This window comes from Sphingomonas sp. (assembly GCF_023266535.1).
Lineage (GTDB): Bacteria > Pseudomonadota > Alphaproteobacteria > Sphingomonadales > Sphingomonadaceae > Sphingomicrobium.
Map to the genome: position 1 here is coordinate 1 of NZ_JAHFPY010000047.1, position 21,858 is coordinate 21,858.

Genomic DNA, 21,858 nt, shown 5'->3' on the forward strand with positions numbered 1-21,858 from the left:
GAGATCCAGAGATCGCCAAGCCGACGCCGGCCGAAATCGAGCAGGCGGAATTCTTCAAGCGGTCCGACGAGTTCCGTGAAACCGAGGGCGGTACTGTCCACTACCTTCGCCGGCTCGACGGCGAGGATGAGGAGACGGTTTTCGACATTACGCCGACCGGGCTCAAGGTCGGCCGCAAGGCGCCGGCCGATATCATCGTGCCGGGCGCCGGGGTCTCGCGCGAACATTGCTTCGTCGAACTGGCCGCGGACCAGATCCGTGTTACGGACTTGAACTCGACCAACGGCACGTTCATCGACAACAAGCGCATCGAGCGCAGCCAGGTGCTGGCAGTCGGTTCCGTGCTTCGCGTCGGCAATGTGTCGTTCGAACATGAAGTCCGCAGCCGCGGGGACTCGCAGCCGCATCAAGCCGCCAACTTCGATCATCAAGCGCCCGAAGGACGCGCGGTCGGCCGGTCCTGACCGGGTTTGACTTATTGTCCTGACGGCTGCCGCTGCAGGAACACCAGATAGGCCTTGGTCTGATTGGCCTGCTTGATCAGCCGGTCCATCTCCGCGTCCGTCCGGGCCCCCCGCGCCGAATTCGCGACTTCGGCGAGATATTTGTCATAATTCTTGGCCAGTGCGGCATTGTCCTTGTTGCCCGATTTCATGACCTGCTTGGCCATGGCGCGGCCGCTGCTGACGATGGAATTGAGCTGCGCCTGTTTGGACGCCGAAGCGCCGGCGCTGCTGCTGGTCGTAGTGGTGGTGCTCGCCACGGGCGCTGTCGGAGTGGCTGTGGTGGTCGTCGTGGTTGCAGTTTCCGTCTTGGGCGCCTGCTCAAGCTTTTCGGCTTTCGCCTTGTTCGCCGCCACGGCCGAATAGGCGTTTGTAATTGCCGCGGAAAATGCCTGCGACTTCGCCAAGGCGTCGCGAGCGGCGCCCAGCGACTGAACCGGATCCGTCAGGCTGGATGAGGCTTGAACCGAGTTGCGAAGGTCGGTGAGCGTCGCCGTGACAGCCGGCGAGTTCGCATTGCGCGGCAGGCTCCGTGCCTTTGAGTCCGCATCGCTCAACAGAGCCGCAACAAAGGCCACGTTGGCGGACGTGGCCGTGCGCTTCATCTCGTCGACCCGCGTCGCCGCGGCGCCGGCTTGGGCAGGATCGCCAGTGAGCGGCTGGAGTGCGGCAAGCTGCTTGTCGAGCTGGTCGCTGGCAGCAACCAGGCTATTGATTGCGGTTGCTGGTGCGCCTGCCGTCTGGGCATCGCTAGCCAATGTCCGCTCGGCCGCAATCAACTGACCCAGTCCCTCGACCGGAATCGATTCCGCACCATTGAGATCGGGGATTTCAAGCGGCGCGCCAGACTCCTTCGACCCGCCGCCCATGACGAATGTCCCGGCGATAGCCGCGGCGATGATTGCGAGCGCGCCACCGCCAGCGAGCATCTTCTTGCGCGGATCCTTGTACCAGGCGTCGCCCGGTTCCTTGGCCTTGGCGGCGGGTGGCGCGGGCTTTTTCTGTTCGACCTCCGGCTCGGGCTTCCTTGATAGGGGCGCTTCTGCAACGGCCGGTGCGGCTGGAGCTGCTGCCTGGGCGACTGCCCCGGGCTGCTCTTCCTCCTTCTTTTTCTTGCCTTTCTTCGAGGCGCCGGTTTCTTCGCCGGCTCGCTTGAACTGGACGTCGGCCGGGTCCATCGGAACCCCGGTATCCAGATCCTTCTGGTCGATGCCCGGCGCCGTCGGTGCAACCGCAGCAATGCCGTCCGACGCCATTTCGTGCGCGAAGAAGCGGGTCGGCTCATCGTCACCAGCGACGACCTCCTCGGAATCCTTCCTGCCGAACAGGGCGAGCCACTCACGGATCGATTGTGGCCGCTCCGAAGGTTTGATGGTCATGCCGGCGTCGATCGCCTGCAGGAATCGCTTGCTGAAGCCTGGCCAGGTCCCGTCCGCCAGCGGAGTGCCCAACCCGCCATGCATCCTCTCGAGCACCTCGGGTGGCTTCTCTCCAGTCACGCATTCGTAGAGCACGACGGACATCGCATAGATGTCGGTCCAGGGCCCCTGCGGATAGGTTTTCACATATTGCTCGACCGCCGCGTATGGAGGCGTGTGGAACGTGACGGACGTGCTGGTCGCTTCCGCGGCCTCAAACCGGGCAGATCCGAAATCGATCAGCACCGGCCGGTTGTCATCCGTAATGAGGATGTTGGGCGGCTTGATATCCCGGTGAAGGACGCCGACGCGGTGCGCCCGATCAAGTCCCTCGGCGACCGGCTTGATGACGTTCCACAAACTCCGTTCGTTGAACCGCCGGCCTTCCTTGAGGAGGCGCGACAGCGAAACCCCGTCCTCGAAGTCCATGATCATGTAGGCGGTGCCATGCACCTCGAACAGGGCGCGCACGCTGACGATGTTGGGGTGCCTGGTCGGAGTCGAGAGGTTCCAAAGAAGCTTCGCCTCCTCGACGAATTTTTTGAGACCTAACGCGTGAACTTCTTCAACGTCCGATCCGATTGGAACGACCGTGCTTTCGGCGTCCCGTTCGGAGATCGCGCTCGGAAAATATTCTTTTATTGCAACTAGTTCGCCGAAATAGATGCCGCGGCCCTTATAGACAATACCGAAGCCTCCCACGCCCAGCACATCTTCAATTCGCCATTCGCGAATGACCGTGCCGGCCGGCAACGCCTTGCTGCTGTAGGGCTTACTCAACGCCGATCTCCCCTGGCCGACCTGCAATCAAGAAAAAGTAAATCGCATGAACCTTTCGTAATTGCTAGTCTCGCTCTTTGGGCAGCAACGGGGGACGCAGCTTGGCTTTTGAATGTGTCAGTCGAACCCATGTCGGGCTTCGCCGCAAGGTAAATGAGGACTCACTGCTGGTCCGGTCCGAGCGAGGCCTGTGGGCCGTGGCCGACGGCATGGGCGGTCATCAGGCGGGAGATGTCGCAAGCGCCAAGGTCGTCGAGGCATTGCACGATCTTCCGATTGTTTATGGGCTGGATGCGCTGGTCGAGACCGCCACCGTGGCCCTTGAGCAAGTCAATCGCGATTTGATCGAACTGGCCGGATCGGACGACACCGAGATGTCAATCGGCAGCACCGTTGTCGGGCTGGCAATCGCCGGAGACCAATATCGCGCCTTCTGGGCAGGCGACAGCCGAGCCTACCTGCTGCGTGACGGTCTGGTGACCCAGATCACGCGCGATCACAGCCTTGTGCAAAGCCTGGTCGATGCCGGGATGCTTTCGCCGGGTGAGGCGCTTGACCATCCCAATGCCAATATCATCACCCGTGCCGTGGGCGTATCGCCCAAGCTGCAGGTCGATACGGTCGGAGGAGAAGTTGTTGCCGGCGACCTATTCATTTTGGGAAGCGACGGCGTGACGCGACTGGTCGACGATCAGGAACTTGCCGAGCAGCTGGCGTCCGGATCGATGGACGAAGCGGCCGATCGGCTGATCGAGATGGTGCTTGCCCGGGGCGCACCCGACAATGCCACGCTGATCATTGTAAAGGCGGTGTAGGGCCCGCCGATCGCCATGCTCGACAATCCCCCGGATTGTCTCCTCTTGCGAATGGTGGACAGGGCTGGATTCGAACCAGCGTAGGGCGAAGCCCGGCAGATTTACAGTCTGCTGCCTTTAACCACTCGGCCACCTGTCCAGAAGGTTGCCACGCGCCGCCGGTCCGGGGGACTGGTGAGCATGGCAAGCAGGCGGGCCATGTGGCGGCCCCAAGTCCTGCTGTCAACCGCGGCTTTCGCCGCCTCGCTCGCGCTCGGCGCGCTCCAAAAATCGACCATGCCCCGCATGGTGGAATGTCGCCGCTCGCTAACGCTCGCGCGCTCCATGCTCGCCGATCCCCCAGATCGGCTGTGCGTGGAGCGGGTGAAGGAAACCAGCCTCAAACATGAGTAGCCGGAAATAGACGACACGCCCTCATTCGGGCTGCCAGCCGTCCTTCCTTACATCGTCATATAGATGACGTTCGGCGAATACCTCGCTGGCCAGCGTGGTTTGCAGCAGACCCACGTCACGGGGAAACCGTCGAATCTCCGTATGGCCTTCGTTTCCGTCGATTGGGTCATGAAGTATTCTTAGCTTGCTTCCCGCATCCTGCCCCGCAGAGATAACTGCACTGACCTGACCAACCACAAAAGCACTCTGCGGAGACAATTTTTGGCTGTCCTGGGTGACTCTAACTGCTTCGGCAGCGAGTGGGAGATGCTCAGCCCGTGCTGGACCAAAATGCTGCAACCAGGTTACTGAAAGTGCATCTTCGTCGTCGCGAAGCTCGAATGCAGCGGGCGCCACCGTGGTCGGACGACCGTTGCCGTCAACAATGACCTGGTCATTGTCATCTCGACCTACGAATTTTCTTTTAACCCAGCGGGTTGCCTCGTCTCCAACAGGGAGCGCGTCACCCTTCGCCATCAATTAGGGCCCTTATGCCCTGGACGCCGACGATCTCGTCTAGTCTCTGGACGTTTGTAATCCCAGCCGCGGTGTCTGGTCCTTCAGGTGACTGGAGTGACACGAACCAGCGCACTCTGTCATCGCCCAAGTGCTCAAACGTCGCTTGGTTTTTTCCGATTGTCCACATGGCTAAGACGTTACCGTTGTTAGCCAAACCCAGCATTGGACGAACCTTCGGACGCAGTAGCGCCATGGCGCGCACAAATGATCTGAACGATCCGATCGAAATCAGTACGTCGTCGTCATCCCATTCCTCCGCATTCAATAGATTGCGAAGTTGTCGCAGTGTCCTATCGCGGAACTCTGGAGCGAGATGCATCGCAATCTGAGATAGCTCTCTCTTGCAGGCCGCAAATGCTACCTCGAGACGGGCGCCAAGCGGGGGAATGTCATCATTCGCGGGCGCTGCAATGTTGATTGGCGGAATGGACTGGGAGCGCCACCGAGGGTCCTCCCAATCGGGATCGGCTAGAGTCTCATAATTCGGTAGAGCAGAATGCCGAAGCTTAAGAATTGGACTAGTCAGCATCGAACAGTTCCCGCGCCATGTCCGTGATAAATGTCTCAAATAGGCTATTTTTACAAGCTCGTACTTGTTCGAGATACGCTAGCACGTCGGCGTCCTTCTGTGGAACGTCTTCATCGCGAAACACATCAATGTCCAAAAGGAACGAAGCCTTTCCAGGAACGGCATCAGGTACCGTACCGGATAGTATATTGGCGACGGACCGGATCTCATCAAGCGGAGACTGAAATCTCAGGTTGTAGAGAAAAATGTCCGGAAACTCTTTCGGCAGATTGATGCGAAGATTGAGATAATCTTCGTAGTCGACCGTACCCTTCGCATTTGGCGGCAAATCCAGCCGATTGATAAAGCGTACTCCGATACGTTCGATCGGCCGAAATCCCCAAACCCGCTTCGCTACAGCCCAATTCTTTACGAACCGAGCGAATAACCTGTCCCAACCGTCGTAAGGTGCGCCAGTACCAACATTCAGAATTCGACTGCCGATTTGAATTACGTCCGCCGTTTCCGAGCTCGTACGTTTCGTGATGCGCTGCTCAACTTGCATCGTCGTGCCAATGACGTCTTCATTGACGCTCACGTTAATCCCGCGATGCACGACCTCCTGAGCGATTGGATATTCGGACGCAAATTTCTTGGCTACCTTTTCACGATCTGCGTCTGACAATTCGTCGCCAAAACGCAGTTCAATGATGGCGTCAATTATCGGAGCTGAAGTGTAAAGCCGTTCACCCGGCGGGGCGTCAGTTGGCTTAGTCACGCCCTTTGCGTTCGGTCCATCACCCGCTTTGCGACCGCTACTGCTCACTTGTCTTGTTCCCTCACCGTCGCGTTGGTTGCACGACGCAGCACCAGTGGCAACATATCAAATCCGAACCAGCCCGGACCTGGCAAAAGGAGGAAATCAATCAGCCCTATATAGCACGGATTCAAGCCGACGCGTCGTCAAAGGGCAATTCCGGTTGAGGTCCCTGTGCAAGCTTCTTTCTGACTGCTTCCAACTCTCTTCGGATATCTCGTCGCGCTGCTGCTCGCGCCATTGCCTGCACTAATTCGACTAATTCAGGCGCGGGGCCAACTTCCTCCTCAGGCGCGTCAAGTTTCTGTAGCGAGGCATTTTCCGACTTAGCCGGTTGGGATTTTCTCCGGCCGTTCATGCCCCGCTGTCCTCTGCTGAAAGGGAATCAAAGCCCTAAATAGCAGAATAAAAGTAGTGCTGGATTCCCTCTCTTGGAGGGGGCGCTGGAGCGGGTGAAGGGAATCGAACCCTCGTCGTAAGCTTGGAAGGCTTCTGCTCTACCATTGAGCTACACCCGCCCATCGGCTCTGGGCCCGGCGCCTTTGCCATTGGCCGCGCCGCCGCGTCAATGGTCAGCCGTTCGCTCGAGATGCGAGAATGGCGACGGAGGCAATAACCGAACCAGCGATCAGCAGAATGAGAAGGGCCATATATTTTTGGCCTTCCTTGCGTTCGTTCACGGCGCGCTCGTTGAGGTAGAAGCGCCCGTCAACGGTCCTGATCACCGTTCCTTGCCCGATGGCCTGGTCAAGCAGCTTCTGCTGCTTCTCGTCGAGGGCAAGCGGAATGGCGCTCGACGCGCCCAGCGCCTCGGCCGCCTTCAACCTTTTCTGAAGGAAATCCTCGGACTCCTTATTCTGAAGGGCCGCCATCAGTGCCGGATTGAACATCTGCTTCTCCTGCCGGCCAGTTCTAACTTGCGCTTCGATTGCTGCCAACGGAACGACTCTTCTTTGTATCAGCGGCCTTCGATCTGGGGCGCTGCAAGGCGAGGCTCCGTTCACGGAAATTGTAAGGGATGCTACGCTCGGCGATCCGAGCTTTATCGCGCTGCGCGAGGACGGGCCGGCGACGGAGGTGCGGTTGTCGAAAGCCAAGTCCATGGCCAATAGATCGAATTCTGCCGACCCCTTCGGCATCAGGATCAGCAGCCGCGACCGGGTCATCTATCCTGAGATTGGCCTGACCAAGGGCGACCTCGCCGACTACTATGCCGCGATCGCGTCGCTCATGCTCGCCGACATGGCCATGCGGCCGATCAGCCTGGTCCGCTGTCCGCAAGGCCGGGCCCAGCCTTGTTTCTTTCAGAAGCACGACAGCGGCACGATGGGGCCGCACGTCAAGCATGTGCCGATCGAGGAGAGCGACGGCGGCATGGAGGACTATCTCTACGTCGAGGATGCGAAGGGCATTCTCGCTTGCGTGCAGATGGGGACGATCGAATTCCACGGTTGGGGCAGCAAGGCGAGCAAGCTCGAATATCCCGACCGGCTGGTATTTGACCTCGATCCCGACGAAGGACTGGACTTCGACAAGGTGAAGGCGGCGGCCGTGCGGTTGCGGGCGTTGCTTGCCGACCTTGGACTGGTGACCTTTCCCATGCTGACCGGCGGCAAGGGAATTCATGTCATTGCGCCGCTCGATGCCAAAGCCAACTGGGCCAAGCTGAAGGACTTCGCCGAGCGCTTCAGCCGGGCGATCGCCGAGGCCGAGCCCGAGATGTTCACCGCCAATGTCCGCAAGAACAAGCGCAAAGGCAGAATCTTCCTCGACTGGCTGCGCAATCAGCGCGGCGCGACGGCGGTGATGCCCTATTCGGCCAGGGCCCGCGAAGGCGCTCCTGTCGCCGCGCCGGTTGCCTGGGAAGAGTTGGCCAAGTTCAAATCCGGTGCGGAATTTTCCGTCCGCGATGCTGACAAACTGCTCGACCGTGCCAGCTCCCAGCTATTCGCCGGCTGGGGCCAGGCGAAACAGGGGCTGCCGAAGGCCTGACTTGGCATAATCGGCGACGGCGCTAAGCAGTAGCGTATGCGCGCACTTCCTCCCTTGCTGTCCCTGCTGCTGATTGCCGCGGCGCCTCCTCCGGAGATTGCCGGATGGCGCGACCAGGCGGCGAAAGTCTCGATCATCCGCGACGATTGGGGAATTGCCCATATCGAGGGCCCGACCGACGCCGACGCGGTGTTCGGCATGAGCTATGCCCAGGCCGAGGATGATTTCCCGCGCATTGAGGCCAATTATCTGACTGCGCTCGGCCGAACCGCCGAGGCGGAGGGCGAGCAGGCAATCTGGCAGGATCTGCGCGCGCGCCTTTATGTCAGCGAGCCGGAGCTCAAGGCCAATTATGCGGCGAGCCCGCCTTGGCTCAAGCTGCTGATGAACAGCTGGGCGGCGGGGCTGAACTATTATCTCGCGACCCATCCGCAGGTAAAGCCGCGCGTGTTGAGGCGGTTCGAGCCGTGGATGGCGCTGAGCTTTACCGAGGGCAGCATCGGCGGGGATATCGAGCGGATCGACCTTGGGCAACTGGCGCATTTCTATGGCGGTAGCACGGCCAAGGTTGCCGCCGCCGCACCGCTCGATCCCGAGCGACGGGGTTCGAATGGTATTGCCATTGCGCCGGGGCTGACCAAGGACGGGAAGGCGCTGCTGCTGATCAACCCGCACACCAGCTTCTTCTTTCGCTCGGAACAGCAGGTGACCAGCGGGCAGGGGCTGAACGTCTACGGCGCCGCGACATGGGGGCAATTCTTCATATACCAGGGATTCAACGACCGTGCCGGCTGGATGCATACCTCCAGCGGAGTCGACAATGTCGACGAGTTCGCGTTCGACGTCAGCCCGGGCAAGCATCCCTCCTACCTTTACGGTCAGACCTGGCGGCCATTGATCGCCCGGCCGGTGACGATCCGTTACCGCACCGCGGACGGCAAGATGGCTACCCGCAATTTCGCGACCTGGCGGACCCATCGCGGGCCAATCGTTCGATCCGATGGTGGCCGGTGGATTGCGTTCGCGATGATGGATCGTCCCGTCGCGGCATTGCAGCAAAGCTATTTGCGCACCCGGGCCACCGAACTCGCCTCATTCTTCAAGGTGGCGAGGCTCCAGGCCAACAGTTCCAACAACACCATTTTCGCCGATGCGGCGGGCCAGATTGCCTACCTCCATCCGCAATTCGTGCCGAGGCGGGATGACCGGTTCGATTACACAAAGGTCGTGAACGGCAGCGACCCGGCGACCGACTGGGGTGGCCTGCACTCCCTGACCGACCTGCCGAGCGTGATCAGTCCGCCCAACGGCTGGGTCTATAACAGCAACAACTGGCCCTACAGCGCGGCCGGCGCATTCAGCGCCAAACCGTCGCAATATCCGAAATATATGGACAGTTTCGGCGAGAATTATCGCGGGATTCACGCGCTAAAGCTGCTCGAACGGAGCAAGGGATGGACGTTGGAACGGCTCCAGGCGGCCGCCTATGACAGCGAGCAGCCGGGTTTCGCGGCGCTGGTGCCGGAGCTGGTCAAAGCGTGGGACCAATTGCCCGAGGGACCGCGCAAGGCGGCGCTGGCCGGCCCGATCTCGACGCTTCGCAGCTGGGATTACCGGTGGAGCGCCCAATCGGAGGCGCAGAGCCTCGCCATGTTCTGGGGCACCGCGCTGCTGGAAGCGCTCAATGCGCCCGCGGACGAGCCCAACACCAAGGTGATGATGCGGCTTGGCCGCGACACCAGCGCCGAGCAGAAGCTGGCGGCGCTGGAGCAGGCCGTTGCCAGGCTGCAGAGCGACTTCGGCAACTGGATGGTGCCGTGGGGCGAAATCAATCGCTTCCAGCGCATCTCGCCGGCCATCGATCACCCTTACAGCGACGCCGCGCCCAGCACGCCCGTCCCCTTTGCCTATGGCATCTATGGCTCGCTCGCCTCGTCAAACAGCGCGCCGCGGAACGGATCGAAACGCTGGTACGGGGCCAGCGGCAACAGCTTCGTCGCGGTGGTCGAGTTCGGCGATCATGTTCGCGCGAACGCGGTCAGCACAGGCGGCCAAAGCGGCGACCCGTCATCGAAGCATTTCAACGACCAGACGGGGCGTTACGTGACCGGCAATCTGCGGCCGGTCTATTTCTACCCGGAGGAACTGCTCGGGCACATCGAGCGGCGCTACCATCCCGGCGAATAACTAGCCTGCCAACTTGTCGGTCGCGCGGATCAGGCCGTCGAGCACTCCGGGTTCGCTGTAGAGATGGCCGCCGTCGGGGATGATGTTGAGCTCGACCTCGGGCCACACCCGCTTCAGTTCCCACGCGGCGCGTGGCGGCGTGCAGCTATCATGGCGTCCCTGGACGATCACGCCGGGGATGCCGCGCAGCTTTTGGGCGCCGCGGAGCAACTGGCCTTCTTCGAGCCAGCCCTTGTGCAGCATATAATGGTTCTCGATCCGGGCGACGGCGATGGCATGCTGGTCCTCGGTGAACTCCTCCATCATCGCTTCATCCGGGAGCAGCGTGACGGTCATTCCTTCCCACCGGCTCCAGGCCTTGGCAGCTGTGAGCCGAGTATCGAAATCGTCTGACGTCAGCAGCTCGCGATAGGCACCGACCAGGTCCCCGCGCTCATCCTGCGGCACGGGCGCCAGGAAATCGTCCCAGCCATCGGGATAGATCTCCGACGCGCCATATTTGTAGAGCCAGTCGAGTTCGGTCTGGTCGAACAGGAAGATGCCGCGCAGCACCAGTTCGGTCACGCGTTCGGGATGGGTCTGGGCATAGGCCAGGCTGAGCGTCGAGCCCCAGCTGCCGCCGAACACCAGCCACTTGTCGACGCCGCACATCTCACGCAGCCGCTCGATGTCCGCGACCAGGTCCCAGGTCGTGTTGGCATCGAGATTGGCGTGCGGGGTCGACTTTCCCGCGCCGCGCTGGTCGAACAGCAGCAGGTCATATTTGTCCGGATTGAACTGGCGGCGGTGGTTGTCGCTGATGCCTCCACCAGGGCCGCCATGGAGGAACACAGCCGGTTTGGCGCCCGGCGTGCCACATCGTTCCCAATAGAGGCTATGGCCATCGCCGACATCGAGCATGCCCGAGGCATAGGGCTCGATTTCAGGATAAAGGGTGCGGCGCTGCTGGGCTGCGAGACTGCTCAAGGTGCATTCCTCGTCCAATTCGACTGGAATCGCCTCATGAGCGTTGACGCTCGGCCACGCAAGTGCGAGCCGATCAGCGAGCGTCGGCAACAATTCGCCGTAATATCCAGCGTAGCTGCGGCCGGCCGCCTTTGAAATCGAAGCCGATCTCGCGCTCCATAGCTTGTACGGTTTCGGCGGGGTTCAAGGTTGTCATGCCGAATAGGTGACGGCCGAACTCGCCAACTTCTTCAACATCGTCAAAGACCCATGGAACGTCGATCAGCCGATCATCTGCAACGCTGAAGCCGGCGGCCTCGAGTGCGGCAGCGGTCTGATCGTCGAGAAACCGGCCATCGTGGCCGAGCGGGCAATTCTCGGCGACGAAGCCATTCAGGAAACGGGCCGGCGGCGTGTCGGCCGCGACGTCTGCCAAGACGGCTCGGCCGCCAGACCGAAGTAGCCGACGCATCTCGCCAAAAACGCGTGGCAAGCTCGTTTCGTGATGCAGCCCCGCCAGGCTCACGACAAAGTCAACACTACCGTCGGGCAGCGGGACATTGGCTATTTCTGCTTCAATTCGCCGGAGCGGCTTTGGCAGTTCGACGATGAAGTCCGTCGCCGGGTCAATTGCGACATAGGTCATCCCGGCCCACAGGTAGTCGGCGAGATATCCACCGCCCGACGGCATGTCACAAACGATGCCGGAAGGCGCGTCGCGGATCGGTTCGAGCACGGCGAGGAATTCGTTGTCGCGTGCGTTCGGCGAGGCCTTCATCGCATGGTGATATTCGCCCGCACGCTTTTCGAAGATTTCGGCGTAGGTGCTGAACATGAAGGGCTATTTCAAAAACTCGAAATCGGGCCGGGCCATTTCGTCGGCCGATTCAAGTCCGATCAGTTTGCGGAAAGCGCGTTGTGCCGGTTCTCTGCACTGCAGGACGTAGGCGAACTCGGGTTCGGGAAGGAACGGGAAAAAATTCATGCTGGCATTGGTCTCGAACAACAATAGCTGGCCGTCCGGCAGCAGGCCAAAGTCCATGCCGAAAAAATCCAGCTTCATTCGTTCGCGAACCGCGCGCAGGACTTCAAGGACGGCAGCGGGGAATGCTCCCTCCGGCTTCGAAAACATGGCCTCTTCCTCGGCTCTTAGGTCCGGTCGCGAGGCCATGAAGCGCCGACGATCCTTGGCGTGCACATTCCATTCGTCGGAAACCAGCATGTGCCGGAAGACAATATGCTCGCCGATGAAGAAGACGCGATACTTGCGGTAGAGGCCGTCGGAGCTTCGAAAATCGACAAACTCGGTTGCGAAGTGCTCGCTGCCCTTGATCAGCGACGCCTGCGTCTCGTCGATGCCCGGCATTAGTCCTACGATCTGGCCTTTGTGCGTGCCGGTCTGCCGAAGGATGATGGGGAAGTTCAGTTCAGCCTTGGTGAGCGTCTGAATGGCGCTCGCGGATTTTCCGGCCCGCAATCGTACGGTCTTGGGGGCGACAAGTCCTTTGATTCCAGCAAGCTTCCGGGAAACCAGGTCGCGGGTCGTCTGCAATACAATGTCGGGCCGATTGAGGACTTTTGCCGGCACGCCCCGCACCAGCCGAGATATGTTCTCAAGTACCTTCGGGTTCCGCTCCGGCTCCGTGACCATATTCATGATGTAGCTGTAGGGCGAGAGCTCGGGGCGACGCTGTTGGCGGAAGAAGTTGCGAGTCATTTGAAGCCGATGAAACGGTACCATTCCATCGAGCACGCGATAGAGATCTGCGGAGCCCGGGATGTGCACGGTGCTACCCCGGGCGACGATTTGATCTTCCCGGTCCACACCGAAAATCAGCAGGATTTTCGCATCTGCAAACGCAGTCTGGGTAGAAATCGCCATCGCGTTTGAGATGGCGGAACCGGTGGAACATCGTCAAGCTTGACGGCGGCGTTCCTTCGGCCGCGAGTCCGGCACGTTCAGGGCGAGGGCGACAAACCCAACAGCTCGCGGAAGGCTGCACGCGCCGGCGGGACGCACGCACGCACATAGGCGAATTCGTCGCTTGGCAGCAGCGAGAAGAAATTCATGGTCGCGTTGGCCTCGAACAATATTACCCGGCCGTCCGGCATGAACCCGAAATCGATGCCGAAGTAATCGAGGTCGATGCGCTCCCGAATCCTGGCCAGTACCTGCTTGACGTCGGACGGAAACGCGCCGTCCGGCGATGTGAACAAGGCCTCTTCCTCTGCCAGCAAGTCGGGTCTGTCGGCCATGAACATGAGGCCATCCTTGTTATGGACGTTCCAATGATCAGAGGCGAACTGGTGCCTGAAGATGGTGTGCGGACCGATGAACCAGACCCGGCATTTGCGGTACAGGTCGTCGGCGCTGCGATAGTCGACAAACTGGGTCACAAGATATTCGGTGCCCGGGGCCATTGCATCGATCATCGTGCCGAGATCGTCGAACCGGGCCTGGCTCGTCCCCAAATGCGTGCCCGGTTGTCGCATGATCAGCGGAAATTCGAGACCTGCACGTTCCAGCTTGTCGCGAAGCTTGGCTTCGTCGGCCTTCTTCAGGCGGATCACCTTTGGAACCAGCAAGCCAGGGATATCGGCGAGGCGTTTGGCGATCTGATCCCGCGTCGACCGCAATACGGCCTCCGGGCGATTGATTACCTTGCCAGGAATTCCGCGCAGCAAGCGGCGAGCGTTATCCAGCACCCGATCATTATGCTCCGGCTCGGTAATCAGATTGAGGACATGCTTGTAGCGTGAGAGGTCCGGCCGGCGACTCTGGCGGAAAAGTTGGCGAGTGATTTGCAGCCGATGATGCGGATGGTCTGCTTCAAGCAGCCCGAACAGGTCTGAAGAGCCGCTGACCGTGACGTGGCCATTCCTGGACCGGATCTGGTCGTCGCGGTCGGCGCCGAAGATCAGCAGCAGCGTGGCGTTGGAGGTGTTGGGCGAAAGCGACATTTCAGCGCACGATAAAAAGAGCGGGCGGTGAGTTGAAGCCCACCGCCCGCCAGGATCGTCAAAAAACTCAACCTAGAACTTGATGCCGGCCTCGACGCCCCAGATGCGTGGCTCGTTGACCATCGCGGTCAGGTTGTTGAAGTCGATGCCGCTGACAGCGCTCTCGTCGTTAGTGATGTTGCGAACGAAAGCCGCGATATCATAGCGGTCGGTCTTGTAGCCGATGCGCAGGCCACCCTCCATCAGGTGATCATCACTGAACTCGACCGACTCATAGAGGAAGAAGTTGACCTTCGAACGCCGGTACCAGTCGGTGAAGACGTAAATTGACCCCGGCCCGACCGGATATTCATAGCCGGCGGTCCAATTAAGCGTCCACTTCGGCGCCTGCGGCAGCGAGTTGCCGTCGATATTGACGATCGCCGACGAGAATGGCGCGGCTGGCACGACAATCGGGTCGAGGATTGTGCACAGCGACCAATTGAAGCCCGGGTCAAGGACGTTCGGCGCGCCGCAAGCAGCGACGGTCAGGTCGCTATCATGGATCTTGGTCTTGTTGTAGCTGATGCCGGCCGTCATGGTCAGACCGCGAGCCGGACGCGCCTCCAGTTCGGCCTCGAAGCCATGGCCCTTCACAGCGTCGGCATTGAGCAGCAGGTTTGCGTTGGTGTTGCCGCCGACCGCCGACAATTGCAGATCCTTGGTCTTAAACAGATAGCCGGTGAGGTTGAAGCGCAGCTTGCGGTCAAGCAGCACCGTCTTGATGCCCGCTTCATAGGACATGGTGTGCTCGCTGTCCGCCGTGGTCACCGGGCGGGTAAACAGTATACGCCCCTGGATCGCCGGAGCGCGATACCCCTTGGCAATACGGGCATAGACGTTGATGTCCGGATTGAGCTCCTGGATTGCGCTCAGATCCCACGTCAGCACACTATCGTGGACCTTGGTCGTCGTCTCGGGAACCGGCCCACCACCAATAAAACCTGGCCGGATATCGAATAGCCGCTCGGCGACCAGCTTCTTCTTGTCGTGGTTCCAACGCGCCCCGGCCTGCAACGTCAGGCCGTTGTCAAACTTGTAATTGAGCGACCCGAAGATGCCGAGCGCCTTAGCGTCCTGGCGCTGGTTGACCACTGCCGACGGATTGGGAGCTGTGGGAGTTCCATAGGCCGGCGCCGGATAAAGGAGGGGGTTGGCGACCGGGCCGAAATCGAGGCTTTGGATATCGAGATCTTCGTCGAAGTAGAAAATGCCCGCCTGGTAACCGAGGCCAGTGCTATTGTTCGACGCGATCCGGACCTCTTGGGTGAACTGGTCGAGGCTCGGCACATTGTCCTGGCTTTCGGCGAAGAATGGAATGAACCCGGGCCCAGAGTTAATTGGGCCACCAAGGGTGAAGCCGAATCCGCCATCGATGTCGCCACGGCTCTCGAGCTTGCCATGCCAATAGCTGGTGACCGAATAAATCGTAGCCGGGCCCAGGTCATATTCAATCGAGCCGGCCGCGTTCCATGTTGTGAGTTTCTGGAAATTGGTCCCATCGGCGCGAACTTCGTCGCGCTTGAAATCGCCGCCATCAGCGCCGACCAGCTTGTTGCTGCCGCGGACAAACGAGTTGGCGCGGAAGATCCGGGCATCCCCGTTGAGGTGGCGATACTGGCCGGTCAGGCGAAGGGTCAGATCCTCGGTCGGCTTCCACATGATCTGGCCGCGAAGCGCGAGATCCGTATAGCCTTCGAGGTCGTTCTTGCCGTGCTCGTCGAGATTGTCGATCCAGTCGTTGCGATGCTGCAGCAGGCCCGACAGGCGGACCGCGAAATCCTCGCTGGGCTGGCCGCCGACCGCGCCTTCAGCGTTGATCGAATTGAAGCGACCGTAGCTGATCTTCGCGTAATTCTTGCCCTTGCCGGGCTTCACGGAATCGAATTTGACGATGCCCGCCGGCGTGTTGCGGCCGAACAGCGTACCTTGCGGCCCGCGCAGGACTTCAATCCGGTCGACGTCGAACGCCGGAAAGCCCTTCAGGATCGGGTTTTCCAGGACGACATCGTCATAGACCAGGCTGACCGGTTGCGACGCATTGAGGTCGAAGTCGGTGTTGCCGAGGCCGCGGATATAGAAGCGCGGGAAGGTGCGGCCGAACGAGCTTTCGATGTTGAGGCTGGGCACGCGCCCGGACAGGCTGCGGATATCCGCGCCGCCGGAGTTTACCGCCGCCAGCGTGTCCTCGTCGACCGTCGCGACCGACAGCGGAATGTCCTGCAGATTCTCGCTGCGGCGGGTGGCGGTGACCACGATCTCGCCCACGCCCTGGCCGGAAGTGGCGGCAGGCTGCGCCGCGGGAGCGTTGGCAGCAGGTTGCGGCGTGTCCTGCGCAAAAGCCGGCGTCGTGAGAGCAAGTGCGCTAACGGTGGCAAGCGCGATCAGCGAAGTCTGGGAGGTGCGGCGCATCGGTCTCTTTCCTGAAAAAGGGCCAAGGGCGAACAGACTGGAAAACCCCCGCCCCCGATGCGTTCAAGGCCTCTACCCCTAGCCACATTCGAGTCAATGTGACGGGTCCGTTACGTGAAATTTTCAACCGCTACTGCGTTGGATTCGCCACAGGCCGGATGGGTTAGAAACTATATTCCGCATAGACGTGGCTGACGTCGCCGTTCCACTCGCCATGATACCGGTCGAGCATCTTTTCGGCGAAGGTCTTGCCGCTGGCGACCACTTCGCGCAGGGGATCGAGGAAGCCGCCCTCATTGTCGCCGGCGGCGTTGAGCTCGGCGCGTTCGGTCAGGCCGGCCGAGGCGATTTCCAGCACTTCCCGGGCAAGGTCCCTGACCGTTCCGCCACCCGGCACGGCAGCACCCAAGGCCTGGGCCGGCACCGCGTGGCGCAGCGCCTCGCGTTGTTCGATGGTCCAATGCTTGACCCGGTCCCAGGCGGCGTCGAGCGCAGTCTGTGAATAAAGCAGGCCAACCCACAGGGCCGGCAGTGCGCAGATCCGGCCCCAGCGGCCGCCATCGGCACCGCGCATTTCGAGAAAACTCTTGAGCCGGACTTCGGGAAAGGCGGTCGACAAATGGTCGGTCCAGTCGGCGATCGTCGGTTTTTCGCCGGGCAGGACCGACAGTCTGCCGTCGAGGAAATCCCGGAAGCTCAGTCCTGCGGCGTCGATATATTTGCCGTCGCGGAACACAAAATACATCGGCACGTCGAGCGCATAGTCGCAGTAACGTTCGTAACCGAAGCCCTCCTCGAACACGAACGGCAGCATGCCGGTCCGGGCCGGGTCGGTGTCTTCCCAGATATGGCTGCGGAAACTCTGGTAGCCGTTCGGCTTGCCTTCGGTGAACGGCGAATTGGCGAACAGCGCCGTGGCAACAGGTTGCAATGCCAGGCCAACGCGAAACTTCTTAACCATGTCGGCTTCTGAACTATAGTCCAGATTGACCTGAATGGTACAGGTGCGAAGCATCATGTCGAGCCCGAGCGACCCAACCCTGGGCATGTGCCGGAGCATGATCTCGTAGCGGCCCTTGGGCATGATCGGCAGGTCGGCCCGAGCCTTGTCCGGCCACATGCCGAGGCCGAGGAAACCGAGCCCCAAACGGTCGCCGACTGCCTTGACCTGCTCCAGGTGCCGGCCGCTTTCGGCGCAGCTCTCATGCAAGTCCTTGAGCGGCGCGCCCGACAGTTCGAACTGGCCCGCGGGCTCAAGGCTGACGTTGCCGTCGGGGCCGGACAGCGCAATAATCTTGCCGCCTTCCTCGACCGGCTGCCAGCCATATTCGGTCAGGCCGAGCAGCAGGTCGCGGATGCCGCCGGGCTCGTCCCAGCTCGGCGCGCGATGATCGCTCAGCCGGTAGACGAATTTCTCATGCTCGGTGCCGATCCGCCAGGCTTCGCGCGGCTTTTCGCCGCCCTGGAATACGGACAGCAAATCAGCGCGGCTCTCGATCAGCGGGCTGGCGGAAAGGTCGGTTTTGGTCGTCATGCGGCGGCGGACTTAGCCGCGCGCAAATGCCAGCGCCAGCACTTCCGTTTTATGCCCGTACTTATTGGGCTTATCGCCAGTCGCCGGCAGCGGCCATCCACGCGGCGACAGCGGACAGGGCGGCGGTTTCGGCGCGCAGGATTCGCGGGCCGAGGCTGATGGCCACCGCATTGGACGCAGCACGGATCGCGGCCGCTTCGTCAGGTGTGAAGCCGCCCTCGGGCCCAACCAGGATGACGGCAGGGCCGGGCCTGAAGGCGGAAGCCGCCGGCGCCCCGCCGGTTTCATCGGCGAAGTAGAGAGTGCGGGCGGGATCGCGGGCCTTGAGGAAAGCGTCGAGCTTCACCGCCTCGTCAATGTCGGCCAGCGCGGTGCGGCCGCATTGCTCGGCCGCCTCGATGATGTGGGCGCGCATCCGGTCGAGGTTGAGCTTGTCGACAATCGTCCGCTGGGTGACCACCGGCAGCAGCCGGGCGACGCCAAGCTCGACCGCCTTCTCGACCAGCCAGTCGACCCGGCCCTTCTTGACCGGAGCGAAGGCCAGCCACAGGCCGGGCACCGCCTCTTGCGGGCGGGTCTGCTCACTGACGAGCAGAACCATCCGTCGCTTGCCAGCCTCGGTGACCGTCGCCAGCCATTCGCCCGACATGCCGTCGAACAGCAGCAGTTCGGCGCCTTCCCTAAGCCGCATGACATTGCCGAGATAATTGGCCTGTGCTGCTTCGAGCTCGACCCGCGTCCCGGCGCCAAGCAGCGTCGCGACATAGAGGCGCGGCAAGCTTTTCGGCGGCCAGGCAGGGGTGGCGGGCATTATTTCCCCTAACGTCATTCCCGCGAAAGCGGGAACCTAGCTCAACAAAAAAACTGGATCCCCGCTTTCGCGGGGATGACGATATTTGTTACTGCGACCCCATGCCCATCGACCTCATTTGCCTCGATGCCGACGACACGCTCTGGCACAATATGCCCTTCTTCCACGAAACGCAGGATGCGCTGGTCGCGATGCTCGAGCCGTTCGCCGACGCAGGCGTGGCGCGATCGGCGCTCGAGGCGTGCGAAATCCGCAATCTCAGGCTGTTCGGCTATGGCGCCAAGGCGTTCACTCTGTCGATGATCGAAACCGCCCTCGAGCTTGGCGGCGACGATGTACCGGCCTCGGTGATCCGCGACATCCTAAATGCCGGAAAGGCGCTGCACGCTCACCCGGTCGAATTGTTCGACGGGATCGAGGCGACGCTCGCGGCGCTGGCCGAACGGGCGCGGCTGGTGCTGGTAACCAAGGGCGACCTGTTCCACCAGGAGGCCAAGCTCGCCGCTTCGGGGCTCGGCGATCATTTCTCGGGAATCGAGATCGTCAGCGACAAGCGGCCAGCCACCTTCGTCGGCATTTTCCAGCGCAACGGGGTCGAACCGGCCAACGCGCTGATGGCCGGTGATTCGATGCGATCGGACATTTTCCCGGCGCTGGAGGCGGGCGCATGGGCCGCTTACGTCCCGCAGCCGCTCGGCTGGAGCCACGAACAGCGGCCGGCGCCGACCGACCATCCGCGGTTCATCGAGCTACCGTCGCTGGCCGCGCTGGTGAACTGGCTCGACCGCGCCGAGGCGGCATAGTCGTTAGAGTTGCTGACCCGGGGCAAGCGTTCGCCAGCCATACGACCGGCCGTCTGCAATGCGCCTGTCGGTCACGAAGACGGATCGATATATGTTGCCGACGGCGCAGTCATCTTCCCAAATGATGCAGAAATCTTCGACGGCGTCGTCGCCGATCCGATAATAGGAATACCAGCTTGCCCTGCTAGATCGGCGGATCTTCAAGTGATGGGCACGTGCCCATTGGGACGAAACCTTCTGGAACCGGTCAAAGCAGGCACGGGGCAAGCGATTGCCCGGCCGATAGTTGTATGAGGGGCACCCATCCGGCCAGGGAAAGGTTCCGGCGGCAATCTTAGTGCCGTCATAACCTGGTTCGGGGTGAATGACCCTGATGAAGGCGGAAAGGGCAGAAAGCCCTAACGCGATTAGGAGCATCCAACCGGATTTCCGGGGCCTGGGAGGTGGCGGATCGTCGAATTCCGCATAGCCGCCCCGGTTATAGCCAATGTAACTCATCAGCCTCCATTATCAGCGATACCTTCCAATTTCTGAAACTTGCGGCATTGCAGTGTCATGGCAGGTGAAACGCTAGAAACGGTTCCCGACAGCGAGCGAAGCGGGCTGATCGGCGCCTTGCCGAGGGCATGGCGGCCGTACGCATCGCTGATGCGGATCGACCGTCCGATCGGCACCTGGCTGTTATATTGGCCGTGCGCATGGAGCGTGGCGCTGGCCGGCGTCCAGGGTCAGGGGGCATTGTTCGGCTGGTTCCTGCTTGGCGCCTTCGCGATGCGATCGGCGGGCTGCGTCTATAACGACATTGTCGACCGGAACCTGGATAGGCAGGTCGAGCGCACGCGCTTGCGGCCATTGGCTTCGAACCGGGTGTCGGTGGGTTCGGCCTGGGCGCTGGCGATCGGCCTGTCGTTGCTTGGCCTGGTTGTCCTGTTGCAGCTCGAGCGGGTCGCGCAAGGCGTCGCGCTGATCAGCATCTTCGCGGTTGCCGCCTATCCCTTCATGAAGCGCATCACCTGGTGGCCGCAGGCCTGGCTTGGCCTGGTCTTCAGCTGGGGTGCGCTGGTCGGCTGGCCCGCCGTCACCGGCGAATTCGCGATCCCGGCATTGCTGCTGTGGGTCGGCAGCATCTTCTGGGTGATCGGCTATGACACGCTCTACGCCATCCAGGATATTGAAGATGACGAGTTGGTCGGAGTGAAGTCGAGCGCGAGGGCGCTTGGCGGCAATGCCAAGGTTGGCGTCGGCACTTGTTATGGGCTGGCGCTGGCCGGCTGGGCCGCCGCGATCTGGGACGTGCGGCCCGACTGGGTGGCGTTGCTGGCGCTGCTGCCTGCAGCCTGCCACTTTGCATGGCAAGTGGCCAAGACCGACCCAAAGGATGGTGCCGGGGCGCTCGCCCTGTTCCGGTCAAACCGCGTTACCGGCCTGCTGCTGTTCCTCGGCTTCCTCGTGGTTGGCTTGTCGTCGGTCGCGTGAGAGCCTAACCGCACCGCCATGCTTTCTCCCGCAGCCGCCCGCGACCGGGCCGCCTCGCTTGTCGAACTCGCCCGCAAACAAGGTGCCGACGCGGCCGATGCCGCCTACGTCGGCGAGCGATCGCAAGGTGTCAGCGTCCGGCTGGGCGCGCTCGAGGATGTGCATCGCAGCGAGGGCGAGGAAATCGGTCTCCGCGTGTTTGTGGGGAAGCGCAACGCGACCATTTCATCCTCCGATCTTTCAGCGGACGCGATGTCGGCGCTGGTCGAGCGTGCGCTGGCGATGGCCGCCGAAGCGCCCGAGGACCAATTTGCCGGGCTCGCGCCGCAGGAGCTGCTGTTTCGCGGCCAGCCGCAGGATCTCGATCTCGATGACGGCGGTGACCCGGACCCGGCCGAGCTCAAGGAGCGGGCGATGGCGGCGGAAGACGCGTCGCGCGCGGTCGAGGGCGTCACCAACAGCAACGGGGCTGGCGCCTCGGCGTCCGCCTCGATCTTTGCCATTGCGACCAGCGACGGCTTTGCCGCCTCAACCCGCGCGACCGGCTACAGCAATTCGGCCAGCGTCGTTGCCGGTGAGGGCGGGGCGATGCAGCGCGACTATGCCTGGCATTCGGCCCGCCATGCCGGCGACCTGGAGGCGCCCGAGGAAATTGGGACAAGGGCGGCCGAGCGGGCCGTCGCGCGGCTCAATCCCGTCAGCGTCAAGGCGGGCGTAATGCCGGTGCTGTTCGATCCGCGCGTGGCGACGACCTTGCTGGGCCATTTCGTCGGGGCAATCAGCGCGGCCGCCGTGGCCCGGCAGTCGAGCTTCCTGATCGACGCGCTGGAAACTCAGGTTTTCGCCCCGGGCGTCATTATCCATGATGAGCCATTCCGCAAGCGGGGCTTGCGCAGCCGGGCATTC

The 21,858-nt window shown here is 61.7% G+C and carries 19 protein-coding genes, 2 tRNA genes and 1 pseudogene; 8 read left to right on the plus strand and 14 right to left on the minus strand.

Translation table 11 applies throughout. The features are described from left to right. The coding region (locus Q0C64_RS08660) for an FHA domain-containing protein (protein WP_294122778.1) at nucleotides 1–464 on the plus strand (464 nt) is incomplete at its 5' end. 11 nt (nucleotides 465–475) lie between these two features. On the opposite strand, the gene Q0C64_RS08665 is transcribed toward Q0C64_RS08660, so the two are convergent. Continuing rightward, nucleotides 476–2,701 (minus strand): serine/threonine-protein kinase, encoded by a 2,226-nt coding sequence (locus Q0C64_RS08665; protein ID WP_294122781.1) that lies wholly within the window; start codon nucleotides 2,699–2,701, stop codon nucleotides 476–478. A gap of 101 nt (nucleotides 2,702–2,802) precedes the next feature. On the opposite strand from Q0C64_RS08665, the gene Q0C64_RS08670 reads away from it, so the two are divergent. Next, nucleotides 2,803–3,516, plus strand: coding sequence for a protein phosphatase 2C domain-containing protein (locus tag Q0C64_RS08670; RefSeq protein WP_294122784.1), 714 nt, complete (start codon nucleotides 2,803–2,805; stop codon nucleotides 3,514–3,516). Nucleotides 3,517–3,568: 52 nt separating this feature from the next. On the opposite strand, the gene Q0C64_RS08675 is transcribed toward Q0C64_RS08670, so the two are convergent. Continuing rightward, nucleotides 3,569–3,655: transfer RNA gene (locus tag Q0C64_RS08675), tRNA-Tyr, on the minus strand. A 41-nt stretch (nucleotides 3,656–3,696) separates the two neighbouring features. Between Q0C64_RS08675 and Q0C64_RS08680 the strand changes: the two genes are divergently transcribed. Continuing rightward, a complete protein-coding gene (locus Q0C64_RS08680) occupies nucleotides 3,697–3,909 on the plus strand; it encodes a hypothetical protein (RefSeq protein WP_294122786.1) in 213 nt (70 codons plus the stop codon). Between the two features lie 21 nt (nucleotides 3,910–3,930). Here Q0C64_RS08680 and Q0C64_RS08685 read toward each other — a convergent pair whose 3' ends face one another. From Q0C64_RS08685 to Q0C64_RS08700, 4 genes are all read right to left on the minus strand, one after another. Continuing rightward, complete coding sequence (locus Q0C64_RS08685) at nucleotides 3,931–4,425, minus strand: hypothetical protein (protein ID WP_294122788.1); 495 nt, start codon at nucleotides 4,423–4,425, stop codon at nucleotides 3,931–3,933. 560 nt (nucleotides 4,426–4,985) lie between these two features. After that, entirely contained in the window at nucleotides 4,986–5,801 is an 816-nt protein-coding gene (locus Q0C64_RS08690; protein ID WP_294122790.1) for a TIGR04255 family protein, read from the minus strand. Nucleotides 5,802–6,236: 435 nt separating this feature from the next. Continuing rightward, a tRNA-Gly gene (locus Q0C64_RS08695) sits at nucleotides 6,237–6,310 on the minus strand. A gap of 54 nt (nucleotides 6,311–6,364) precedes the next feature. Beyond that, nucleotides 6,365–6,931 (minus strand): hypothetical protein, encoded by a 567-nt coding sequence (locus tag Q0C64_RS08700; RefSeq protein WP_294122819.1) that lies wholly within the window; start codon nucleotides 6,929–6,931, stop codon nucleotides 6,365–6,367. On the opposite strand from Q0C64_RS08700, the pseudogene ligD reads away from it, so the two are divergent. Both ligD and Q0C64_RS08710 read left to right on the plus strand, forming a co-directional pair. Further along, nucleotides 6,831–7,784: pseudogene (gene ligD / locus Q0C64_RS08705) on the plus strand (non-homologous end-joining DNA ligase); the annotation flags it as partial. The gene Q0C64_RS08700 and the pseudogene ligD overlap by 101 nt on opposite strands. A 36-nt stretch (nucleotides 7,785–7,820) precedes the next feature. After that, on the plus strand, nucleotides 7,821–9,971 hold the full coding sequence (locus Q0C64_RS08710) for a penicillin acylase family protein (protein ID WP_294122792.1): 2,151 nt from the start codon (nucleotides 7,821–7,823) through the stop codon (nucleotides 9,969–9,971). Here Q0C64_RS08710 and pip read toward each other — a convergent pair whose 3' ends face one another. The 7 genes from pip to Q0C64_RS08745 all read right to left on the minus strand — a co-directional run bounded on the left by pip (nucleotide 9,972) and on the right by Q0C64_RS08745 (nucleotide 18,673). Next, nucleotides 9,972–10,937: a prolyl aminopeptidase gene (pip, locus tag Q0C64_RS08715; RefSeq protein ID WP_294122794.1), complete on the minus strand. Its 966-nt coding sequence runs from the start codon at nucleotides 10,935–10,937 to the stop codon at nucleotides 9,972–9,974. Between the two features lie 73 nt (nucleotides 10,938–11,010). Continuing rightward, on the minus strand, nucleotides 11,011–11,751 hold the full coding sequence (locus Q0C64_RS08720; RefSeq protein WP_294122796.1) for a class I SAM-dependent methyltransferase: 741 nt from the start codon (nucleotides 11,749–11,751) through the stop codon (nucleotides 11,011–11,013). Nucleotides 11,752–11,757: 6 nt separating this feature from the next. Beyond that, nucleotides 11,758–12,798 (minus strand): hypothetical protein, encoded by a 1,041-nt coding sequence (locus Q0C64_RS08725; RefSeq protein ID WP_294122798.1) that lies wholly within the window; start codon nucleotides 12,796–12,798, stop codon nucleotides 11,758–11,760. Between the two features lie 77 nt (nucleotides 12,799–12,875). Continuing rightward, nucleotides 12,876–13,877 carry a hypothetical protein gene (locus Q0C64_RS08730; protein WP_294122800.1) on the minus strand — a complete coding sequence of 334 codons (1,002 nt, stop codon included), beginning with the start codon at nucleotides 13,875–13,877 and terminating at the stop codon, nucleotides 12,876–12,878. Nucleotides 13,878–13,949: 72 nt separating this feature from the next. Then, a complete protein-coding gene (locus Q0C64_RS08735; RefSeq protein ID WP_294122804.1) occupies nucleotides 13,950–16,328 on the minus strand; it encodes a TonB-dependent receptor in 2,379 nt (792 codons plus the stop codon). Between the two features lie 163 nt (nucleotides 16,329–16,491). Further along, complete coding sequence (locus Q0C64_RS08740) at nucleotides 16,492–17,862, minus strand: glutamate--cysteine ligase (RefSeq protein ID WP_294122805.1); 1,371 nt, start codon at nucleotides 17,860–17,862, stop codon at nucleotides 16,492–16,494. 70 nt (nucleotides 17,863–17,932) lie between these two features. Beyond that, nucleotides 17,933–18,673, minus strand: a complete 741-nt coding sequence (locus Q0C64_RS08745) for a 16S rRNA (uracil(1498)-N(3))-methyltransferase (protein ID WP_294122807.1) — start codon at nucleotides 18,671–18,673, stop codon at nucleotides 17,933–17,935. A gap of 101 nt (nucleotides 18,674–18,774) precedes the next feature. Here Q0C64_RS08745 and Q0C64_RS08750 point away from each other — a divergent pair, with 101 nt between their 5' ends. After that, nucleotides 18,775–19,476, plus strand: a complete 702-nt coding sequence (locus Q0C64_RS08750; RefSeq protein WP_294122809.1) for an HAD family hydrolase — start codon at nucleotides 18,775–18,777, stop codon at nucleotides 19,474–19,476. Between the two features lie 3 nt (nucleotides 19,477–19,479). Here Q0C64_RS08750 and Q0C64_RS08755 read toward each other — a convergent pair whose 3' ends face one another. Next, nucleotides 19,480–19,974 carry a hypothetical protein gene (locus tag Q0C64_RS08755; protein WP_294122811.1) on the minus strand — a complete coding sequence of 165 codons (495 nt, stop codon included), beginning with the start codon at nucleotides 19,972–19,974 and terminating at the stop codon, nucleotides 19,480–19,482. Nucleotides 19,975–20,031: 57 nt separating this feature from the next. Here Q0C64_RS08755 and ubiA point away from each other — a divergent pair, with 57 nt between their 5' ends. Together ubiA and Q0C64_RS08765 are read left to right on the plus strand one after the other, a co-directional pair. Next, nucleotides 20,032–20,952, plus strand: a complete 921-nt coding sequence (gene ubiA / locus Q0C64_RS08760) for a 4-hydroxybenzoate octaprenyltransferase (RefSeq protein WP_294122813.1) — start codon at nucleotides 20,032–20,034, stop codon at nucleotides 20,950–20,952. 18 nt (nucleotides 20,953–20,970) lie between these two features. Beyond that, the coding region (locus Q0C64_RS08765) for a TldD/PmbA family protein (protein ID WP_294122817.1) at nucleotides 20,971–21,858 on the plus strand (888 nt) is incomplete at its 3' end.

Bases quoted from the DNA above. Each gene is read 5' to 3' on its own strand.
- Q0C64_RS08725 (WP_294122798.1), bottom strand. From the start codon at position 12,798: ATGGCGATTTCTACCCAGACTGCGTTTGCAGATGCGAAAATCCTGCTG.
- Q0C64_RS08730 (WP_294122800.1), bottom strand. From the start codon at position 13,877: ATGTCGCTTTCGCCCAACACCTCCAACGCCACGCTGCTGCTGATCTTC.
- Q0C64_RS08700 (WP_294122819.1), bottom strand. From the start codon at position 6,931: ATGCCGAAGGGGTCGGCAGAATTCGATCTATTGGCCATGGACTTGGCT.
- Q0C64_RS08685 (WP_294122788.1), bottom strand. From the start codon at position 4,425: ATGGCGAAGGGTGACGCGCTCCCTGTTGGAGACGAGGCAACCCGCTGG.
- Q0C64_RS08710 (WP_294122792.1), top strand. From the start codon at position 7,821: ATGCGCGCACTTCCTCCCTTGCTGTCCCTGCTGCTGATTGCCGCGGCG.
- Q0C64_RS08750 (WP_294122809.1), top strand. From the start codon at position 18,775: ATGCCCATCGACCTCATTTGCCTCGATGCCGACGACACGCTCTGGCAC.
- Q0C64_RS08740 (WP_294122805.1), bottom strand. From the start codon at position 17,862: ATGACGACCAAAACCGACCTTTCCGCCAGCCCGCTGATCGAGAGCCGC.
- Q0C64_RS08735 (WP_294122804.1), bottom strand. From the start codon at position 16,328: ATGCGCCGCACCTCCCAGACTTCGCTGATCGCGCTTGCCACCGTTAGC.
- ubiA (WP_294122813.1), top strand. From the start codon at position 20,032: ATGGCAGGTGAAACGCTAGAAACGGTTCCCGACAGCGAGCGAAGCGGG.
- Q0C64_RS08680 (WP_294122786.1), top strand. From the start codon at position 3,697: ATGGCAAGCAGGCGGGCCATGTGGCGGCCCCAAGTCCTGCTGTCAACC.
- Q0C64_RS08755 (WP_294122811.1), bottom strand. From the start codon at position 19,974: ATGAGTTACATTGGCTATAACCGGGGCGGCTATGCGGAATTCGACGAT.
- Q0C64_RS08720 (WP_294122796.1), bottom strand. From the start codon at position 11,751: ATGTTCAGCACCTACGCCGAAATCTTCGAAAAGCGTGCGGGCGAATAT.
- Q0C64_RS08745 (WP_294122807.1), bottom strand. From the start codon at position 18,673: ATGCCCGCCACCCCTGCCTGGCCGCCGAAAAGCTTGCCGCGCCTCTAT.